At 62.3% G+C, this 20,127-nt stretch carries 12 protein-coding genes; 10 read left to right on the forward strand and 2 right to left on the reverse strand.

Translation table 11 applies throughout. From position 1 onward, the window contains the following. Nucleotides 1–119 precede the first annotated feature (119 nt). The 9 genes from bcsR (at nt 120) to AC6BYQ_RS14280 (ending at nt 16,153) form a co-directional block, all read left to right on the forward strand. Entirely contained in the window at nt 120–311 is a 192-nt protein-coding gene (gene bcsR, locus AC6BYQ_RS14240) for a cellulose biosynthesis protein BcsR (RefSeq protein WP_033649881.1), read from the forward strand. Nucleotides 312–314: 3 nt separating this feature from the next. After that, nucleotides 315–1,055, forward strand: coding sequence for a cellulose biosynthesis protein BcsQ (bcsQ, locus tag AC6BYQ_RS14245; protein WP_498057075.1), 741 nt, complete (start codon nt 315–317; stop codon nt 1,053–1,055). After that, complete coding sequence (bcsA, locus tag AC6BYQ_RS14250) at nt 1,052–3,655, forward strand: UDP-forming cellulose synthase catalytic subunit (RefSeq protein WP_074055656.1); 2,604 nt, start codon at nt 1,052–1,054, stop codon at nt 3,653–3,655. The genes bcsQ and bcsA overlap by 4 nt, the downstream gene beginning before the upstream one ends. A 62-nt stretch (nt 3,656–3,717) precedes the next feature. After that, nucleotides 3,718–6,021 (forward strand): cellulose biosynthesis cyclic di-GMP-binding regulatory protein BcsB, encoded by a 2,304-nt coding sequence (bcsB, locus tag AC6BYQ_RS14255; RefSeq protein WP_498057076.1) that lies wholly within the window; start codon nt 3,718–3,720, stop codon nt 6,019–6,021. Nucleotides 6,022–6,026: 5 nt separating this feature from the next. Continuing rightward, complete coding sequence (gene bcsZ, locus AC6BYQ_RS14260; RefSeq protein WP_498057077.1) at nt 6,027–7,139, forward strand: cellulose synthase complex periplasmic endoglucanase BcsZ; 1,113 nt, start codon at nt 6,027–6,029, stop codon at nt 7,137–7,139. After that, the gene (gene bcsC / locus AC6BYQ_RS14265) at nt 7,121–10,594 is read left to right on the forward strand and encodes a cellulose synthase complex outer membrane protein BcsC (protein WP_498057078.1); all 3,474 of its coding nucleotides are present in this window, start codon (nt 7,121–7,123) and stop codon (nt 10,592–10,594) included. Before bcsZ ends, bcsC begins: the two co-directional genes overlap by 19 nt. A 229-nt stretch (nt 10,595–10,823) precedes the next feature. Continuing rightward, a complete protein-coding gene (gene hmsP / locus AC6BYQ_RS14270; RefSeq protein WP_063918218.1) occupies nt 10,824–12,830 on the forward strand; it encodes a biofilm formation regulator HmsP in 2,007 nt (668 codons plus the stop codon). Nucleotides 12,831–13,103: 273 nt separating this feature from the next. Next, on the forward strand, nt 13,104–14,390 hold the full coding sequence (locus AC6BYQ_RS14275; protein ID WP_019452569.1) for a dicarboxylate/amino acid:cation symporter: 1,287 nt from the start codon (nt 13,104–13,106) through the stop codon (nt 14,388–14,390). A gap of 260 nt (nt 14,391–14,650) precedes the next feature. Then, nucleotides 14,651–16,153 carry a M16 family metallopeptidase gene (locus AC6BYQ_RS14280; RefSeq protein ID WP_498057079.1) on the forward strand — a complete coding sequence of 501 codons (1,503 nt, stop codon included), beginning with the start codon at nt 14,651–14,653 and terminating at the stop codon, nt 16,151–16,153. Between the two features lie 24 nt (nt 16,154–16,177). Here the strand turns inward: AC6BYQ_RS14280 and ppiC are convergent, their stop codons facing one another. Next, on the reverse strand, nt 16,178–16,459 hold the full coding sequence (gene ppiC / locus AC6BYQ_RS14285) for a peptidylprolyl isomerase PpiC (RefSeq protein WP_004934175.1): 282 nt from the start codon (nt 16,457–16,459) through the stop codon (nt 16,178–16,180). Nucleotides 16,460–16,568: 109 nt separating this feature from the next. Between ppiC and rep the strand changes: the two genes are divergently transcribed. Beyond that, the gene (gene rep / locus AC6BYQ_RS14290; protein WP_498057080.1) at nt 16,569–18,593 is read left to right on the forward strand and encodes a DNA helicase Rep; all 2,025 of its coding nucleotides are present in this window, start codon (nt 16,569–16,571) and stop codon (nt 18,591–18,593) included. Between the two features lie 32 nt (nt 18,594–18,625). On the opposite strand, the gene ppx is transcribed toward rep, so the two are convergent. Next, nucleotides 18,626–20,122, reverse strand: coding sequence for an exopolyphosphatase (gene ppx / locus AC6BYQ_RS14295; protein WP_019452565.1), 1,497 nt, complete (start codon nt 20,120–20,122; stop codon nt 18,626–18,628). Nucleotides 20,123–20,127 lie beyond the last annotated feature (5 nt).

A 20,127-nucleotide genomic window follows, 5' to 3' on the forward strand; every position in this document is an offset into this window, starting at 1 on the left:
GCAATAACAAATCTCCGACGCTCTGCAACAATATTTGTTGAGAATCATCTTATTGCCTCTCTATTTTTGTATCGTTGCTATAGTTAATTAACATAGCCTATTTTCGCAAAGGCGGAAGAATGAATAACGCACCCACCCATTTTCGTGCAGCGGCGCCTGGGGAGAGCCAGGATGACCTGCAGGCGCTCAGCCAGGCTTTTTCATTGCCGAAATTAAGCTATGTCGATATTTCACGGCAGGAGCGGTTAACGCAAATGATGACGCGTTGGCCTCTGTTGGCCGAATTGGCGCAGACCACGGGGAGCCACTGATCTATGCCGGTGATCGCGCTGCAAGGGTTGCGGGGTGGAATGGGGACGACGTCGGTCACGGCGGCGCTCGCCTGGGCGTTGCAGCAGTTGGGCGAATCGGTGCTGGCGATCGATTTCACGCCGGATAATCTGCTGCGTCTGCATTTCAACACGCCGTTCGAGCTGACGCGCGGCTGGGCCCGCGCAGAACATGACGGCGGCGGCTGGCGGGAAGGCGCGCTGCGCTATTGCGAAAACCTCGACTTTTTACCGTTTGGCTGCCTTAATGCGGCGGAACGGCTGGAAGTGCAACGTCAATGTCAGCAGCAGCCCGAGCGCTGGCGCGACAATGTACGCCAACTGATCGCCGGCGAGCCGCAGCGCTGGATCCTGCTGGATGTTCCGGTCGGGGACGGCGCGCTGGCGCAACAGGCGCTGCAGCTTGCCGACAGCGTGTTCGTGCTGTTGAATCCCGACGCCAACTGTCAGGTTAGGCTCCATCAGCAGACGCTGCCGAATGATTGTCGTTTCCTGGTCAATCACTACTCCTCCGCCAGCCAGCTGCAGCAGGATCTGCATCAGCTGTGGCTGCAAACCCTGGGCGGTCTGCTGCCTGTGGTGATCCATCGCGATGAAGCGTTGGCGGAAGCGATGGCGGTCAAGCAGCCGTTGGGCGAGTACCGCCCCGAGAGCCTGGCGGCGGATGAAGTGCTGACGCTGGCCAACTGGTGTCTGATCAATCTTAAACCGGGCGTTGCGCCATGAGTCGGGTGCTGAGCCTGCTGCTGGTGCCGCCGGTGCGTCAGGCGGTGCAGGCGCGCTATCGCGGCTATCGCCGCAGCGGCGCGTCGGCGCTGACCGCCTTTTTCGCCACGCTGCTGGTGGCGTTGGGGTGGCTGCTGCTGCGCTTCGAGTCGCCGGCCTGGCAACGCGTGCGCGCCGGCCGCGCTTATTGGTTCCCGCACCTGTCCGCCGAACGTCCGCGTCCGGCGGATGCGCTGCGCTATCTGCTGCAAGGGCTGTGGCTGCTGCTGTTTCGCAGCGGCCGCGCGCCGGTGCAGCGCGACTATTTCGCCGGCTGGCGCCGCCTGCAGCAGCGCTATGCCGACTGGCTGCAGAGCCTGCCGCAACGGCTGGAAAACGCCGGCGTGGAGCAGCGCTCGGTGGCGCGCCTTGGCCGCATGAGCCGCGGCATGCGGCGCGCGCTGTTTATCCTGATCGGGGTGTTGGCGGCGATCCTCGCCATGCTGTGCATTTCGCAGCCGTTCGATCTGCCGGCGCAGTTTGTGTTCGTTCTGCTGCTGTGGGGAATCGCCATGGTGGTGCGCCGGGTGCCGGGGCGCTTGCCGGGGCTGATGCTGATCGTCCTGTCGCTGACCGTGTCCTGCCGCTACCTGTGGTGGCGCTATACCGCCACGCTGAACTGGGACGATCCGCTCAGCCTGACATGCGGCCTGCTGCTGCTGGTGGCGGAGACCTATGCCTGGGTGGTGCTGGTGCTGGGCTATTTCCAGACCGTTTGGCCGCTTAACCGCCAGCCGGTGCCGTTGCCCGAAGACAGCGCGACCTGGCCGACCATCGATCTGATGGTGCCGACCTACAACGAAGACCTCGGGGTGGTGAAGCCCACCATCTATGCGGCGTTGGGTATCGACTGGCCGAAGGAAAAGGTGAACATCTATATCCTCGACGACGGTAATCGCCCCGAATTCCGGGCGTTCGCTGCCGAAGTCGGCGTGAAATACATCGCCAGGCCGACCCACGAACACGCCAAGGCCGGCAACATCAACAATGCGCTGAAGCAGGCCACTGGCGAATTCGTGGCGATTTTCGACTGCGACCACGTGCCGACGCGCTCCTTCCTGCAGCTGACCATGGGCTGGTTCTTCAAAGACAAAAAGCTGGCGATGCTGCAGACCCCGCACCACTTCTTCTCGCCGGATCCGTTCGAGCGCAACCTCGGCCGCTTCCGCCAGACGCCTAACGAAGGCACTTTGTTCTACGGGCTGGTGCAGGACGGCAACGACATGTGGGACGCCACCTTCTTCTGCGGTTCTTGCGCCATTCTGCGCCGCAGCGCGCTGGACGAGATCGGCGGCATTGCGGTGGAAACCGTCACCGAAGACGCCCATACCTCGCTGCGTCTGCACCGGCGTGGGCACACCTCGGCCTACATCCGCATTCCGCAGGCCGCCGGGCTGGCGACCGAAAGCCTGTCGGCGCATATCGGCCAGCGCATTCGCTGGGCACGCGGCATGGTGCAGATCTTCCGGCTCGACAACCCGCTGCTGGGCAAGGGGCTGAAACTGGCCCAGCGCCTGTGCTATGCCAACGCCATGCTGCATTTCCTGTCGGGCATTCCGCGCCTGATCTTCCTCACTGCGCCGCTGGCGTTTTTGCTGCTGCATGCCTACATCATTTTTGCGCCGGCGCTGGCGATCGCGCTGTATGTGCTGCCGCACATGATCCACGCCAGCCTGACCAACTCGCGCATTCAGGGTAAATACCGCCATTCGTTCTGGAGCGAGATCTATGAAACGGTGCTGGCCTGGTATATCGCGCGGCCGACGACGGTAGCGCTGTTCAATCCGCACAAGGGTAAATTCAACGTCACCGCCAAAGGCGGCCTGGTGGAAGAGGAACACGTCGACTGGGTGATCACCCGGCCTTACATGTTCCTGGTCGTGCTGAATCTGGCCGGGCTGGCGTTCGGCGCCTGGCGGTTGGCCTATGGCCCGACGGACGAGGTGATGACGGTGATCATCAGCCTGGTGTGGGTGCTGTACAACATGACGATTCTCGGCGGCGCGGTGGCGGTGGCGGTGGAGGCCAAACAGGTGCGCCAGGCGCACCGCGTGGAGATCGCCATGCCGGCGGCGATCGCGCGCGCCGACGGTCATCTGTATCCCTGCACGCTGCGCGATTACTCCGATGGCGGCGTGGGCATCGAGATGCGGGTGGAGAATGCGTTGAAAGACGGCGACAAGGTTTCGCTGTTGCTCAAACGTGGCCAGCAGGAATACAGCTTCCCCTGCGTGGTGACGCGCGCCTTCGGCAACAAGGTGGGGGTGCGCCTGGTCGAGCTCTCTACCCGTGAACATATCGATTTCATTCAGTGCACCTTCGCCCGCGCCGATACCTGGGCGCTGTGGCAGGACGGGTTCCCTGAAGACCGGCCGATCGAAAGCCTGCGCGACGTGCTGGCGCTGGGTTTCCGAGGGTATGTGCGCATGGCGGACTACGCGCCGCCGCTGGTGCGCGGTCTGCTGGTCGGGGTCACTTCGCTGACCGCCTGGGTAGTGTCGTTTATTCCGCGCGGCGTCGGCAGGGATCCGACTTTGGGTCAACAAGAAACAGTGGGTTAGCTGCGAGTTCAACCGCCCGCTCACTCGCCCGGTGAACAGGCTCCAACATTGATGATGATACGATGACGAGAAAAATAACCTGGTTAACTGCTCTGGCCTTAGGCATCAGTACCCTGTCGCAGGCCGAAACCGCCACCGCGCCGACCGTGGCGGCCCAGCCGCCGATTGCGGCGCCGGCCGATACCTCGAACGCGCCGCCGCTCGCCGTGCCGCAGGATCCGAATGCGCCGGTGCGCGACGTGTCGCTGCCGTTTGCGCAGATAGCGCCGCCGCCGGGCACCTTTATTCTGCGCGGCACCCGCCCGGATGGGCAGATTGAATTCGGCGTGCGCAGCGATGAAGTGGTTTCGCAGGCGATGCTCGATATGGAGTTTACGCCGTCGCCGGCGCTGATCCCGGTGGAGTCGCACGTCAAGGTCTACCTCAACGACGAGTTGATGGGCGTAACCACTATCGCCAAAGAGCAGCTGGGCAAGCCCAATCGCATTCAGATGGCGATCGATCCGCGCTATATCACCGATTTTAACCGCGTCCGGCTGGTGTTTGTCGGTCATTATCAGAACATTTGCGAAAACCCGGCCAGCACCTCGCTGTGGCTCGACGTCAGCAAATCCAGCGCGCTGAAGCTGCGTTTCCAGACGCTGCCGGTGAAAAACGAACTGTCGCATTTCCCTGAGCCGTTCTTCGACAGCCGCGATAATCGGCCGCTGACGCTGCCGATGGTGTTTGCCGGCCAGCCGGATCTCGCCCAGCAGCGCGCGGCGGGCATCCTGGCCTCCTGGTTCGGCAGCAAGGCGCAGTGGCGCGGGCAGTCTTTCCCGACGCTGTATAATGCGCTGCCGACGCAGCATGCGGTGGTGTTCGCCACCAACCAGCAGCGCCCGGATTTCCTGCGCGATTACCCGGCGGTCAACGGCCCGACGGTGGAGATGATCAGCCACCCGGACAATCCGTACGTCAAACTGCTGCTGATTCAGGGGCGCGACGACAACGATTTGATCACCGCAGTGAAAGGCATCGCGCAGGGCAACATCCTGTTCCGCGGCCAGAACGTAACGGTGGACAAGGTGGAGCAACTGGCGCCGCGCCAGCCTTACGACGCGCCGAACTGGGTGCGCACCGATCGGCCGATGACCTTCGCCGAACTGCAGCAATACGCCGAACAGCTGCAGACCAGCGGCATCGAACCCGGCCCGATTTCGTTGACCATGAACCTGCCGCCGGACCTGTTCCTGATCCGCAGCACCGGCATCGACATGCACCTGAAGTACCGTTACACCGCGCCGCGCATTCAGGACGGTTCACGGCTGAGCGTCAGCCTGAACAACCAGTTCGTGCAGGCTTACTCGCTGGTGCCGGAACACGAGCAGGGGGCGCAGCTGCTGCGCCTGCCGTTGACGCAGGGGCTGCTCGATTCCGACAAGAACGTCAGCATCCCGGCGCTGCGTCTGGGGGCCACCAACCAGCTGCGCTTTGACTTTGACTACACCACGCTGCTGGCCAGCGGCGCCGAAGGGCGCTGCGAAACGTATTCCTTCACGCAAAACCACGCGGTGATCGACGGTGCTTCCACCATCGATTTCTCCGGCTACCGCCACTTTATGGCGATGCCGGATCTGCGCGCCTTCGCCAACGCCGGCTTCCCGTTCAGCCGCCTGGCGGATCTGTCGCAAACGCTGGTGTTGGTGAACCAGAAACCTCAGCCGGCGCAGGTCAGCGCGCTGCTGAATGCGCTGGGGGTGATCGGCGCGCAAACCGGCTATCCGGCGCTGGCCTTCACGCTCAGCGACGACTGGTCGCAGGCCAAAGATCGCGACGACGATATCCTGATGGTCGGCACCATCCCGCCGGAGCTGCGTGACGATAAGAAAATCAGCCTGTTGGTGGACGCCACCCAAAGCTGGGTGAAACAGCCGATGCGCCAACCGCCGCTGCCCAGCGCGGAAGTGCTGGCGGAAGATACCAAACCGGACAGTAAAACGACCGTCAGCTCAGAGGGGGCGATGTCGGCGATTATCGGCGTGCAGTCGCCGTTCAACGACCAGCGCAGCATCGTGGCGCTGTTGGCGGACAGCCCGCGCGGCTATGAGTTGCTGAATGACGCCTTGCTGGACAGCGGCAAGCGCGCCGCGGTGTTCGGTTCGGTGGCGGTGATCCGCGAATCGGGGGTCAACAGCCTGCGCGTCGGCGATGTTTACTATGTTGGCCACCTGCCGTGGTGGGAGCGGCTGTGGTATGCCCTCTCCACCCATCCGGTCCTGCTGGCGGCGATCGCGGTGGTGCTGGTGGTGATCCTGGGGCTGATGCTGTGGCGCGGCCTGAAGGCCTTCAGCCGGCGTCGCCTGGCGCCTGAAGATCGGGATTGACGGCGGTGAACGCGATGCTGCAACGCCTGTCGCTCGGCATGCTGCTGCTGTGCGCCTTCAGCGCGGCGGCGGCCTGCGAGTGGCCGGGCTGGCAACAGTACAAGCAGTTCTACATCAGTCCGCAGGGGCGGGTGATCGACCCGAGCAGCCCGAACAAAATCACCACTTCGGAGGGGCAGAGTTACGGCCTGTTCTTCGCCCTGGTGGCCAACGACCGGCCGACCTTCGACCGGCTGTTGACCTGGACGGAGAACAACCTGGCGGCGGGCGATCTCAGCGCGCATTTGCCCGCCTGGCTGTGGGGCGAAGGTGACGACAAGCAGTGGAAGGTGCTGGACGCCAACTCGGCATCGGACGCCGATCTGTGGATAGCATACAACCTGCTCGAAGCCGGCCGCCTGTGGAAAAGCCGGCGTTATCAAACCCTGGGAACGCTGCTGCTGCAACGCATCGGCCGCGAGGAAGTGGCCGACATTCCCGGCCTGGGGTTGATGCTGCTGCCGGGCAAGGTCGGGTTCGTGGCGGAAGATCGCTGGCGCTTGAACCCCAGCTATCTGCCGCCGCAGCTGTTGGCGCGCTTTGCGGCGCTGAACGGCCCGTGGCGCGCGATGCGCGAGATCAATCAGCGGCTGTGGCTGGACACAGCGCCGCACGGTTTCTCACCGGACTGGGTGGTGTGGCGGGTCGGCACCGGCTGGCAGCCGGACACCGTCAAGCCGAACGTCGGCAGTTACGACGCCATTCGGGTCTATCTGTGGGCCGGCATGCTGGCGGATGACGATGAGCACAAGGCGGCGCTGCTTGAACGCTTCCAGCCGATGGCGCAGCTCACCGCCAAACAGGGTGTGCCGCCGGAGAAAACCGATACCGCCAGCGGCAAAACGACCGGCGACGGCCCGGTCGGTTTCTCCGCTTCCATGCTGCCGATGCTGGCGATGCAGACTGAAGCGCTGGCGGTGCAGCGGCAGCGCATCAGCGATCATCCGCCGGGCGACGACGCCTATTTCAGCGCCTCGCTGACGCTGTTCGGTCAGGGATGGGATCAACAACGTTATCGCTTTAATCGTCAGGGTGAATTGCAACCCTCGTGGGACGGCCAATGCACAACTTCAAAATAAACTGGCTGAATTTGATTCCGCTGAGTCTGGCGATGCTGCCGCAGGCGCGCGCCGCGGAGGCCGTGGCCCCGGAGCAGTGGCTGTTGGAGCAGGTGCGCATCGGCGAGGCCGGCAACAAGGACGATCTGGTGCGCCAGTCGCTGTACCGGCTCGAGCTGATGGATCCGAACAACCCGGACGTGATCGCCGCGCGCATGCGTTTGGCGCTGCGGCAGGGCAACATGGCGCTGGCGCAGCAGCAGCTGGATAAGCTGAAAACCCTCGCGCCGCAATCCAGCGCCTATCGCCAGGCGCAAATGAACATGCTGCTGACACAGCCGGAAACCCGGCAAAAGCTGCAGCAGGCGCGCCTGATGGCGACCGCCGGCCGGTTGCCGGAGGCCAAGGCGCAGTACGATGCGCTGTTCCACGGCGAGCCGCCGACGCTCGACCTGGCGGTGGAATATTGGCGGCTGGTGGCGCGCTTGCCGGGGCAGGAAGCGAAGGCGCTGAAGCAGCTGCAGGCGCTGGACCAGCAATATTCAGGCAACGTGGCGCTGCGCATGTCGCTGGCGCGCATGCTGTTCAGTCAGAATCAGGACGCGCAGGCTTATGAACTGCTGCAGAAGATCGCCGCCGATCCGGCCGGGCGCGGCGATGCCGCCGACCTGTGGTTGGACAAGGTCAAAGCGATGCCGGTCAGCGTGCAAAGCGTGGCGGCGCTCAACCGTTTCCTCGGCGTGTTCGACACCGGCGATCAGGCGACCAGCGCCCGCGAAGAGCTGGCCAGACAGCAGAAATTGTTGGCCGATCCGGCCTATCAGGCGCGGGTGCGCGGCCTGGCGCAGGTGGATAAAGGCGGCAGCCGGGCGGCTATTCCGGAATTGCAAAAGGCGCTGGCGGCGACGCCGAACGACGCCGAGGTGCTGGGTGCGCTCGGCCAGGCCTATTCGCGCGCCGGCAATCGCCCGCAGGCGCTGAAGCTGTTTCGTCAGGCGCTGGCCGCCGACAAGAACGGCTACGACAGCGGCAAGTGGCAAAGCCTGATCAAGAGCACCGGCTACTGGCTGGCGATCGATGAGGGCGACAAGGCGCTGAAGGCCGGCAATCTCTCGCTGGCCCGCCAGAAATATCAGCAGGCGCGTCAGCTCGACGACAGCGACGGCGACGCGTTCATCGGCCTGGGCGATGTGGCGGTGGCGAGCAAAGATGACGCCGCAGCGGAAGGGTTTTATCGGCAGGCGCTGCGGCGCGATCCCGGTAATGGCAGCGCGTTGCGCGGCCTGGTGAATATCTATCAACGGCAGTCGCCGGAAAAAGCGCTGGCCTACCTTAATGGGCTGCCAGGCAGCCAGCAGGCCAAACTGCGCAGCACCCTCGACGGACTGCGGCTCGATATGCTGAAACAGCAGGCGGAGGCGTTGGCGGCGCAACAGCAGTGGCGGCAGGCGGCGGAAATCTATCGCCGCGCCCAGCCGATGGATCCCGACGACGTCTGGCTGACCTACCGCTACGCCCAAGCGCTGCGCCAGGCCGGGCAGCCGCAGCAGGCGGATGCCTTATTCCGACAGTTGGCGCAGCGTCAGCACGCTAATCCGCAGTTGGTCTACGCCTATGCGCTCTACCTTTCCGGCAGCGATCGCGACGATCAGGCGCTGGCGCAGCTCAATACGCTGCCTGTTGCGCAGTGGAACGACAACATGCGCGAGCTGGCGCAGCGGCTGAAAATGCAGGCGGTGATCGATCATGCCGAACGGCTGCGGGCGGCCGGTGACGAACCGGCGGCGGAAGCCTATCTGCGCCGGCAGCCGGCGGACACGCGCATCGATTTGCTGCTGGCCGACTGGGCGCTGGCGCGCGGGGAGTATGCGGCGGCGCTGGACGACTATCAGCGGGTGAAACGGCGTGAACCGAATAACCCGGATGCGCAGCTGGGCGAGATTGAAGCCTATGTAGCGCAGGGGGATCTGGAAGCGGCGCGGCAACGGCTGAAAACCGAACCGCAGCCACAAGACGCTTCGCTCAACAGCCAGCGGCGAGTCGCCAACGCCTGGGGGGCGGTCGGCGATCCGCAGCAGGCCGAAGCTATCTTCGACCGACTGAAAACGGCGGCGGCTTCGGAGCCCGTCGGGCAGACCAAGGCGCTGGTTTACCGTGACGCCGCCCGGCTGGAGCGGGCTCAGCAACAGCCTGAGCGGGCGCAGCAGGATTACCGCCAGGCGATGGTGGCCAGCGGCATCACGCCGACGCTGCCGCAGGACAATGACAGTTACACCTATTTGACGCGCAATAATCCGAGCGACGACTGGCTGAAACGCGGCATCCGCTCCGACGCGGCGGATCTGTATCGACAGCAAGACGTGAACGTCACGCTCGATCACGATTACTGGCGCTCGAGCGGCACCGGCGGCATTTCCGATTTCAACGCGCACGACACCATGCTGCAGATGGACATGCCGCTGTATGACGGGCGCGCCTTCTTGCGCACCGACACCGTGCAGCTGGATGCCGGCCGCTTCTCGACCGACGGCAGCGGCAAATACTACGAGACCTTCGGCACCTGCCACACGCAAGGGTGCCGCGGCGATGAACACCAGAAAACCACCGGTACCAGCGTGGCGGCCGGCTGGAAAAACGATCGCTGGGCCGCCGACATCGGCACGACGCCGATGGGCTTTGAGGTGGTCGACTGGACCGGCGGCCTGGCCTACAGCGGCGATTGGAACCACATCGGCTGGACGCTGGCGGCTTCGCGGCGGCCGATCTCCAGCTCGCTGCTGGCGTTCGGCGGCGCCAAAGACCCGAATACCGGCGTCACCTGGGGCGGCGTGCGCGCCACCGGCGTCAGCCTGAGCGCCAGCTACGATCGCGGCGAGGCGAACGGCGTCTGGGCCGATCTCAGCGCGCACCAGATTACCGGCAAGAACGTGGCGGACAACCAGCGGCAGCGGTTGATGGCCGGCTATTACTACAAGCTGATCAACGAAGACAATCGCCGTCTGAGCATCGGGCTCAATACCATGCTGTGGCACTATCAGAAGGATTTGAGCGGCTATTCGCTGGGACAGGGCGGCTATTACAGCCCGCAGCAATATCTGTCGCTGTCACTGCCGGTCAACTACCGCCAGCGCACCGAGAACTGGTCGTGGGAGCTGGGCGGTTCGGTGTCGTTGTCCCATTCAAAAACCGACAGCCAGCGCCGCTATCCGCTGCAGGGCCTGATCCCGGACTCGCTGCCCGACAAGTTCGCCGTCGAGGACGGCAGTTCCTCGAGCGGCGTCGGCTATACCCTGCGGGCGATCGTCGAACGCCGCCTCAGTTCGCACTGGACGCTCGGCGCCGGCATCGATATCCAGCAGGCGAAAGACTATACGCCGAGCCACGCATTAATTTATCTGCGCTATTCGCTGGCCGGCTGGCAGGGGGATCTCGATTTGCCGCCGCAGCCGCTGACGCCATACGCCGACTTCAAGTAGCCGGGAGGGGGAAGATTCGGAGTGTCGGACACCGGGGAGTTTTGTTACCCTGTGTCCGGGTTGCGTTTGTCCGCTTTAGGAAAAGACTGAAACCCGCGATTTTCTTGGTTCTGCCTGCGGCATAGCCAGATAAAAACAGCCGATGATCGAGTATACTCAGCCCGGTTCGAGGGGGCGGGTAAGAGTCAGCCCCCTTTTTTGTTTCAGCCCGATTTTACGGAGAGCAGGTTTGCGGGTCAGGCGTTCGTTAACGATTAAGCAGATGGCGACGGTGTCCGGCGTGGCGCTGGTCACGATCTGCATTTTTATCGTGATCCAGTTATTCCACTTTGTGCAGCAGCGCAGGGATGACTACGCCCAGCAACTGGAGAATATCGCCCACTCCGTGCGCCAGCCACTGGCGGAAGCGGTGCTGCGCATGGACGTGCCGGAAGCCAAAAAGGTGCTGAACACGCTGTTGCCGGTCGGCATTCTGAGCCGGGCGGATATCGTCTTGCCGAATGAGTTTCAGGCGCTGCATGCCAATTTTCCGCCGGAGCGGCCGGTGCCGACGCTGATCGCCCGGCTGTTTGAATTGCCTATCCAAATTTCCGTGCCGCTTTATTCGCTGGAGCGGGTGCCGGCCAACCAGCAGCCGCTGGCTTATCTGGTGCTGCAGGCCGATTCGTTCCGCATGTACCAGTTTATCCTCAGCATTTTGTCGACCATGCTGTCGACGTACCTGCTGCTGGCGCTGATCCTGTCGGTGGCCATCACCTGGTGCATGAACCGGCTGATGGTGCATCCACTGCGCGCGATGGCCAAAGAGCTGGAAAACATCTCGCAGGACGAAGCGCCTTATCACCAGCTGATGCTGCCGGCGCTGCATCAGGACGACGAGCTCGGCCTGCTGGTGCGCAACTACAACCGCAATCAACAGACGCTGGCCAAGGCGCATGCCGACATGAGCCGCCTCAGCACCCGTCACCCGGTGACCGAACTGCCGAATGCGGTGCTCTTGAACGCGCTGCTGGAACAGCATATCGCCTCCAGCCTGCGCCCTGAGCGTTTTAATCTGCTGGTGATCGGCATCGAGACATTGCATGAGGCCTCCGGCGTGATGAGCCCGGCGATGCGTGAAGCCCTGCTGTTGGCGCTGGCGAAGAAACTGCGCGGCTGCATCGACGAAAACGGCGTGCTGGCGCAGCTGAGCAATACCGAATTCGCCATCCTGGCCAAGGGCATCGAGCGGCCGTTCCACGCCATGCAGCTGGCGCGGCGCATCATGGCGGAGATCAACGCGCCGTTGACGCTGGAAGGCCTGGCGCTGCGGCCTAACGCTAGCATCGGCATCGCGCACTACCTCAATCAGGAGGAGAGCGCGGAACAGCTGCTGCGCAGCGCTACCTCGGCGATGATGTCCGCGCACCGCGAAGGAAAAAATCAGATCCTGTTCTTCGAACCCAGCCTGACGGAACGCACGCAGAAGCGGCTGACGCAGGAGAGCGAGATCCTGCACGGCATTGAACAGCGGCATTTCACGCTGTTCCTGCAGCCGCAGATCGACATGCAATCCAATGAGGTGATCGGCGCCGAAGCGCTGTTGCGTTGGCAGCAGTACGACGGCAGCTATACCCTGCCGGCCGACGTCATCCCGCTCGCGGAAGAGCTGGGCGTGATCGTGCCCCTCGGCAACTGGGTGCTGGAAGAGTCTTGCCGTATCCTGGCGGACTGGCAGCAGCGCGGCATTGCGCTGCCGCTGGCGGTCAACGTTTCCGGCATTCAGATGCAGGACGAGGCGTTCGTTCCGCATCTGAAAAGTCTGCTGGCACAGTATCGGATCGATCCGCGCAAGCTGCTGCTGGAGATCACCGAGACGGTACGCATCGACGATCTCGACCGCGCGCTGGCGCTGCTGCGCGAGCTGCACGATCTGGGGCTGTCGATCGCGCTGGACGACTTCGGCATGGGCTACTCCAGCCTGGAGTACCTGAACCGGTTGAAATCCCTGCCGATCGATTTGATTAAAATCGACCGCAGCTTCATTCAGGGGCTGCCGGCCGACGATGCGATGGTGCGCATCGTCAGTTCGATCTCCGAAGTGCTGGCGCTGCCGGTGATGGCCGAAGGCGTGGAAAACGCCGAGCAGCGCGACTGGCTGCTGCGGCACGGCATTCGCAGCGGGCAAGGGTTCCTGTTCGCCCGGCCGCTGCCGCGCGAAGCCTTCGAAGCCGAGTTTTGCCGCGCGGCGCCTTGAGCGCCGCGTTACCTTTCCGGTACTTTTCCCTGTCCGAAAACCGCCATTCTCTCCCTACCTCTTTTGCGTTAGTGCAAACATAGGCTTACGCAATTTTCAGCTTTGCACCCGGACTGACGCGTTTCAGCTCTTAAATTCACATCAACCCCGAGGCTGGGGTGCAACAAATTATTTCCATGTTGTTAAGTGGGTGTTATTTTCCGCGCAAGCAATGAACAGGCTGGATTTTTAGACTGCTGCCTGGTGCGTGTCTTCCCCCCATAGGATGTTCATATGAAAACAACGATTTTTAAGAGCCTCTATTTTCAGGTGCTGACGGCGATCACGCTGGGTATCCTGCTTGGCCACTTCTACCCTGACCTCGGCGCCCAAATGAAACCCCTGGGCGATGGCTTCGTCAAACTGATCAAGATGATTATCGCCCCGGTGATCTTCTGCACCGTGGTGACCGGTATCGCCGGTATGGAAAGCATGAAGGCGGTGGGGCGCACCGGCGCCATCGCGCTGCTGTATTTTGAAATCGTCAGCACCATTGCGCTGATTATCGGCCTGGTGATCGTCAACCTGGTGCAACCGGGCGCCGGCATGAACGTCGATCCCGGCACGCTGGACGCCAAAGCGGTGGCGGTCTATGCCGAGCAGGCGCAGCAGCAGGGCATCATTCCGTTCCTGCTGGATATCATCCCCGGCAGCGTGATCGGCGCGTTCGCCAGCGGCAACATTCTGCAGGTGCTGCTGTTCGCGGTGCTGTTCGGCTTCGCTCTGCATCGTCTGGGCGAGAAAGGGCAGCTGATCTTCAACGTGATCGACAGCTTCTCGCGAGTGATTTTCGGCATCATCAACATGATCATGCGCCTGGCGCCGCTGGGGGCCTTCGGCGCCATGGCGTTTACCATCGGTAAATATGGCGTCGGCACGCTGGTGCAACTCGGCCAGCTGATCGTGTGCTTCTATATCACCTGTATCCTGTTCGTGGTGGTGGTGTTGGGCAGCATCGCCCGCGCCAACGGCTTCAGCATCTTCAAATTCGTCAACTACATCAAAGAAGAGCTGCTGATCGTGCTGGGGACATCGTCGTCCGAGTCGGCGCTGCCGCGCATGCTGGATAAAATGGAGAAGCTGGGCTGCAAGAAATCGGTGGTGGGCCTGGTGATCCCGACCGGGTACTCCTTCAACCTGGACGGCACCTCGATCTACCTGACCATGGCTGCGGTGTTTATCGCGCAGGCGACCAACACCCATATGGACATCATGCATCAGGTTACCCTGCTGGTGGTGCTGCTGCTTTCTTCCAAAGGGGCGGCGGGCGTGACCGGCAGCGGCTTTATCGTGTTGGCCGCCACCATCTCCGCCGTCGGCCACCTGCCGTTGGCCGGCCTGGCGCTGATCCTCGGCATCGACCGCTTTATGTCGGAAGCCCGCGCGTTGACCAACCTGGTGGGCAATGGCGTGGCGACCGTGGTGGTGGCGAAATGGTGTAATCAGCTGGATGAGCAACAGCTGAAAGACACGCTGAACAACAAAAACGCCGGCGCGGACAAAACGCTGCCTTCCGCCTGATATCGGCGGTAAATCACCGGCCGCAGCCGCGGCCGGTGAGGTTCTATCCCTGCCTCGTAACGATTTCTTGCATTAAAAACCCCGCTATCCATTATTTTTCACCCTAATGAGTGACATCCGCAAAGGCGCGCGGTCTAACACGATGGTACACTTTCTGCTTTCCGCCCCACTGTGAAACTCAGGGCGTATTTTTATGATTCCATTGAATGGAATACACGCATTTGCATAAGAAATTGGATAGTCATTAAGTAGGGGTTCACATGCAGGGCACCAGAATTCATCTTATAGTTGGTGGGCTGCTATTGGCTGCAGCCAGTAGCAGCGTGCAGGCTGAAGCACTACAACCCGATCCTGCCTGGCAGCAGGGGGCGTTGGCCAACGGGTTTTCATGGCAGATTCTCGATACGCCGCAGCGGCCGAGCGACCGCGTCGAACTGCGGCTGATCGTCAATACCGGCTCTTTGGTGGAGTCTTCTCAACAGACCGGCTTCGCCCACTTGCTGCCGCGGCTGGCGTTGGCGCGCAGCGAAAGCTTCACCGCGCCGCAGCTGCGCGCCCTGTGGCAACAGAGCGTGGATAACGAGCGACCGCTGCCGCCGGCTATCATCTCGTATGACTTCACCATGTATAACCTCAGCTTGCCGAACAACCGGCCCGACCTGCTGAAGGAAGCGCTGGCCTGGCTGGCGGACACCACCGGCAAACTGGCGATCGACGAGCATACGGTGCATGCGGTGATGAACTCCAGCATCAATCCGGTCGGCACGTTCCCGCCCAATACCAAAGACGCCTGGTGGCGTTACCGCCTGAAAGGCTCGACGCTGCTGGCGCACGATCCGGCGCAGCCGGCGAAACGGCCGGTCAATCTCGAACAGCTGAAGAAATTCTATCAGCAGTGGTATACCCCGGACGCCATGACGCTGTTCGTGGTCGGCAAAGTCGACAGCCGCAGCCTGGGCGAGCAGATCAACAAGGCGTTCTCGCCGCTGCAAGGCAAGCGTGAAACTCCGGCCCCGATGCCGACCCTGACGCCGCTGCCGCAGCAGCCGGTGAGCCTGATCAGCGAGCAGGTGAAACAGGATACGCTGTCGATCATGTGGGATTCGCCGTGGCACCCGATTCGCGATTCGCAGAGTCTGCTCCGCTATTGGCGTGGCGATCTCGCCCGCGAGGCGTTGTTCTGGCATCTCCAGCAAACGCTGGAAAAAAGCGACCAGAAGAACCTGCATCTGGGCTTTGACTGCCGCGTGCAGTACCAGCGCGGGCAGTGCGCCATCCACCTGGATACGCCGAACAACAACCTGAACGGCAGCCTGGGCTTTATCGCCCGCGAGCTGGCCAACGTGCGTGACAACGGCCTGTCGAAAGAGGAATTCGATGCGCTGCTGGCGCAGAAAAACGATCAGCTGAGCAAGCTGTTCGCCACCTATGCTCGCACCGACACCGACGTGCTGATGAGCCAGCGCCTGCGTTCGCAGCAGAGCGGGGTGGTGGATATCGCGCCGGAGCTGTATCAGAAGCTGCGCCAGGAGTTCTTGTCCAGCCTGACGCTGGAGACGCTGAATCAGGCGCTGAAGCTGCAGCTGTCTCAGGAGGCGACGCTGGTGCTGTTGCAGCCGAAGGGCGAGCCGGAAATGAGCATGAAGCAGCTGCAGGAAACCTATGACGGCATCATGATGCCGGCGCCGGCGGTGGTGACGGAAGAAGCCAAACCGGCCGACACCGCGGTGGCTGTGCCGGCGACGGACGCCAGCGCGCAGTAATTCGCAGCAGGGGGCGCAGGCCCCCTAGTTGCGGTACAGCACCTTGATGATGTGGTAACCGAACTGGGTTTTGACCGGGCCGTAGGGTTTGAGCAGCGGAATGCTGAACACCGCTTTGTCGAACGCCGGGACCATCGCGCCCTTGTTGAATTCGCCCAGCGAGCCGCCGTTGCGTTTTGACGGGCAGCTCGAGTATTTGCGCGCCAGCGTGTCGAAGCTGACGCCGCGCTTCAGCTTGGCCAGCAGCTCGTTGGCCAGCTTTTCATTGTCTACCAGAATGTGCAGGGCGCACGCCGTTTTTGCCATGGTAATGCCTTTGTCGATGCGAAAATTGCGCTGATTATACCCGCTAAATCTCATCGGCGCTTTCTGCTACAATTCCCTTCCACGTTTTACAGTCGAGCAAGTCAGCACCATGCGATTAAACCCCAGCCAACAACAAGCCGTCGAATTCGTTACCGGGCCCTGCCTGGTGTTGGCCGGCGCCGGTTCCGGCAAGACGCGCGTTATCACTAACAAGATAGCTCACCTGATCCACCACTGCGGCTATCAGGCGCGGCATATCGCCGCCGTGACCTTCACCAACAAGGCCGCGCGCGAGATGAAAGAGCGCGTGTCGCAAACCCTGGGCCGCAAAGAGGCGCGAGGGCTGATGATTTCCACCTTCCATACCCTGGGGCTGGAGATCATCAAACGGGAATACGTGGCGCTGGGAATGAAGTCCAACTTCTCGCTGTTCGACGACCAGGATCAGCTGGCGCTGTTGAAAGAGCTGACCGAAAAGTGGTTGGAGAGTGACAAAACGCTGGTGGCGCAGCTGATCTCGACCATCTCCAACTGGAAAAACGACTTGATCGATCCCCAGCGTGCGGCGGAGCTGGCGCGCTCGGAGCGCGACAAGCTGTTCGCCCACTGCTACGGGCTGTACCACGCCCATATGCGGGCGTGCAACGTGCTGGACTTCGACGATCTGATCCTGTTGCCGACGCTGTTGCTGCAACGCAACGAAGAGGTGCGCGAACGCTGGCAGCAGCGCATCCGCTATCTGCTGGTGGATGAGTATCAGGATACCAACACCAGCCAGTACGAGCTGGTGAAGCTGCTGGTGGGCAACCGCGCGCGCTTTACCGTGGTGGGCGACGACGATCAGTCGATCTACTCCTGGCGCGGCGCGCGGCCGCAGAACCTGGTGCTGTTGAAGGAAGATTTCCCGGCGCTGCAGGTGATCAAACTGGAGCAAAATTATCGCTCCAGCGAGCGCATTCTGAAGGCTGCCAACATCCTGATCGCCAATAACCCGCACGTGTTTGAAAAACGGCTGTTTTCCGAACTCGGGTATGGCGAAGAGCTGAAGGTGGTGACCGCCAATAACGAGGATCACGAAGCCGAGCGCGTGGTGGGGGAGCTTATCGCCCACCACTTCGTGAAAAAGACCAATTACGGCGACTATGCGATTCTGTACCGCGGCAATCATCAGTCGCGGGTGTTTGAAAAGATGCTGATGCAGAACCGCATCCCGTACAAGATTTCCGGCGGTACGTCGTTCTTCTCTCGCCCCGAGATCAAGGATTTGCTGGCCTACCTGCGCGTGCTGACCAACCCGGAGGACGACAGCGCCTTCCTGCGTATCGTCAATACTCCCAAGCGCGAGATCGGCCCGGCGACGCTGCAGAAGCTCGGCGAGTGGGCCAACCAGCGCAACAAGAGTTTGTTCCATGCCAGCTTCGATCTGGGGCTGAGCCAGCACCTGACCGGGCGCGGGCTGGAATCGCTGCAGCGTTTCACCCACTGGCTGGGCGGCATCGCCCAGCAGGCGGAGCGTGAGCCGGTGGCGGCGGTGCGCGATCTGATCCGCGGCGTGGATTATGAGAGCTGGCTGTTTGAAACCTCGACCAGCCCGAAGGCCGCCGAAATGCGAATGAAGAACGTCAATACGCTGTTCGGCTGGATGACGGAGATGTTGGAGGGCAACGATCTGGACGAGCCGATGACGCTGACCCAGGTCGTGACCCGCTTCACCCTGCGCGACATGATGGAGCGAGGTGAAAGCGAAGAAGAATTGGATCAGGTGCAGCTGATGACGTTGCACGCCTCCAAGGGGCTGGAGTTCCCTTACGTGTTCCTGGTGGGCATGGAAGAGGGCCTGCTGCCGCACCAGAGCAGTATCGATGAAGACAATGTCGATGAAGAGCGGCGTCTGGCCTATGTGGGGATCACTCGTGCGCAAAAAGAACTGATTTTCACCCTGTGCCGCGAGCGCCGCCAGTACGGCGAGCTGGTGCGGCCGGAGCCGAGCCGCTTCCTGCTGGAATTGCCGCAGGACGATCTGGCATGGGAAACCGAGCGTAAAGTGGTGAGCCCGCAGGAGCGGATGCAGAAGGGACAGAACCATCTGGCCAACATCCGCGCCCAGCTGGCCAAGGCCAAAGGCGGGAATTAAAAAGAAAGGGCGCTCATCGCGCCCTTGTCATTTCAACGTTGCTCTTCCAGCCGCAGCGTCCAGTGGACGTAACTCTGCCAGTGGCTTTCCTGCTCCAGCGCTTCGGCACGCAGCGGATGCTGTTCCAGCCAGCCTGGCGGCAAGATCACCGTCAGTTCATCATCCTGATTGGCGCGTAAACGCACCGCCGGCAGCGTGTCGTCGCGGCGGCGGCTGGCGAAGATGATCGCCAGGCGCAAAATGCGGCACAGACGCTGCGCGGTACGCGGCGGCAGGGCGTTTTGCTGGTTCAACAGCGACAGGTCGAGGGTGTTGCTCTGGTTTTGCAGCAGGGTGGCCAGCAGTTTTTTCTGCGCCGGGGTAAAGCCGGGGAGATCCAGATGGCGAATCAGGTAGGCGGCGTGTTGCGGCGCCTGCTTGAAATCGACGCTGAGGCCGAGCTCGTGGATTAGACAGGCGCTGTGCAGCAGCTCGCGACATCGCGCATCCAACTGCCACTCGTTGGCGACCTGCTGCGAGAAGTTGGCGGCGAGCTGGCTGACGCGTTCGGCCTGCTCGGTATCGATCAGGTAACGACGTTGCAGGTTGCGGATAGTGCGAATGCGGATATCCTGTTCCACCGGCAGATGCAGCATGCCGTAAACCAGGCCTTCGCGCAGCGCCCCGCCGGCCAGCATCATGCTCTCGATGCCCAGCTCCTGGAAGATGGCCAGCAGAATGGACAGGCCGCTTGGAAACACCAGCGCGCGCTCCAGCGTTAACCCTTCTATCTCCAGCTCTTCCAGCTTGCCGCACTGAATGGCGCGTTGTTTCAGCTGGCGCAATTTGGCCAGGGTGATGCGCTCATCCATGCCTTGCGCCACCATGATCTCCTGCAGCGCTTGCACGGTGCCGGAAGCGCCGACGCAAACCTGCCAACCCTGCTGGCGCAGCTGTGGCGCGATCGGCCGCACCATTTCGCGCGCGGCCTGTTCGGCGCGCTCGAAGTTTTCTTGCGCGAGGTTGCGATCGCTGAAGTAGCGTTCCAGCCAGGTGACGCAGCCCATCGACAGGCTATACAGCTGCGATGCCTGCGCGCCGGTGCCGGTGACCAGTTCGGTGCTGCCGCCGCCGATATCGACGACCAGCCGCTGATCCGGCCCGCCGGTGGTGTGTGCGACACCGTGATAAATCAGCCGCGCCTCTTCTTCACCGCTGATCACCTGTACCGGGCAGCCGAGGATGTGCTCGGCGGCCTGCAGAAACTCATCGGCGTTGGACGCCAGACGCAGCGTGGCGGTGGCGACAACGCGGATTTGCTCGCGCGGAATGTCCTGCAGGCGTTCGGAGAACAGCCGAAGACACTGCCAGCCGCGCTGCATGGCCTCATGCGACAGGTGATTGTTCTGATCCAGCCCGGCCGCCAGGCGCACTTTGCGCTTGATCCGCGCCAGAGTCTGAATGCTGCCGGCCACCTCGCGCACCACCAGCATATGGAAGCTGTTGGAGCCGAGATCGATGGCAGCATAAAGCGTGCTGGAACTGAGCATGGCGA

The sequence above is a fragment of the Serratia sp. LTN-2 genome (genome assembly GCF_059740205.1).

Bases quoted from the DNA above. Each gene is read 5' to 3' on its own strand.
- bcsA (WP_074055656.1), top strand. From the start codon at position 1,052: ATGAGTCGGGTGCTGAGCCTGCTGCTGGTGCCGCCGGTGCGTCAGGCG.
- bcsR (WP_033649881.1), top strand. From the start codon at position 120: ATGAATAACGCACCCACCCATTTTCGTGCAGCGGCGCCTGGGGAGAGC.
- ppiC (WP_004934175.1), bottom strand. From the start codon at position 16,459: ATGGCAAAAACGGCGTGCGCCCTGCACATTCTGGTAGACAATGAAAAG.
- bcsB (WP_498057076.1), top strand. From the start codon at position 3,718: ATGACGAGAAAAATAACCTGGTTAACTGCTCTGGCCTTAGGCATCAGT.
- bcsC (WP_498057078.1), top strand. From the start codon at position 7,121: ATGCACAACTTCAAAATAAACTGGCTGAATTTGATTCCGCTGAGTCTG.
- ppx (WP_019452565.1), bottom strand. From the start codon at position 20,122: ATGCTCAGTTCCAGCACGCTTTATGCTGCCATCGATCTCGGCTCCAAC.
- AC6BYQ_RS14280 (WP_498057079.1), top strand. From the start codon at position 14,651: ATGCAGGGCACCAGAATTCATCTTATAGTTGGTGGGCTGCTATTGGCT.
- rep (WP_498057080.1), top strand. From the start codon at position 16,569: ATGCGATTAAACCCCAGCCAACAACAAGCCGTCGAATTCGTTACCGGG.
- bcsQ (WP_498057075.1), top strand. From the start codon at position 315: ATGCCGGTGATCGCGCTGCAAGGGTTGCGGGGTGGAATGGGGACGACG.
- AC6BYQ_RS14275 (WP_019452569.1), top strand. From the start codon at position 13,104: ATGAAAACAACGATTTTTAAGAGCCTCTATTTTCAGGTGCTGACGGCG.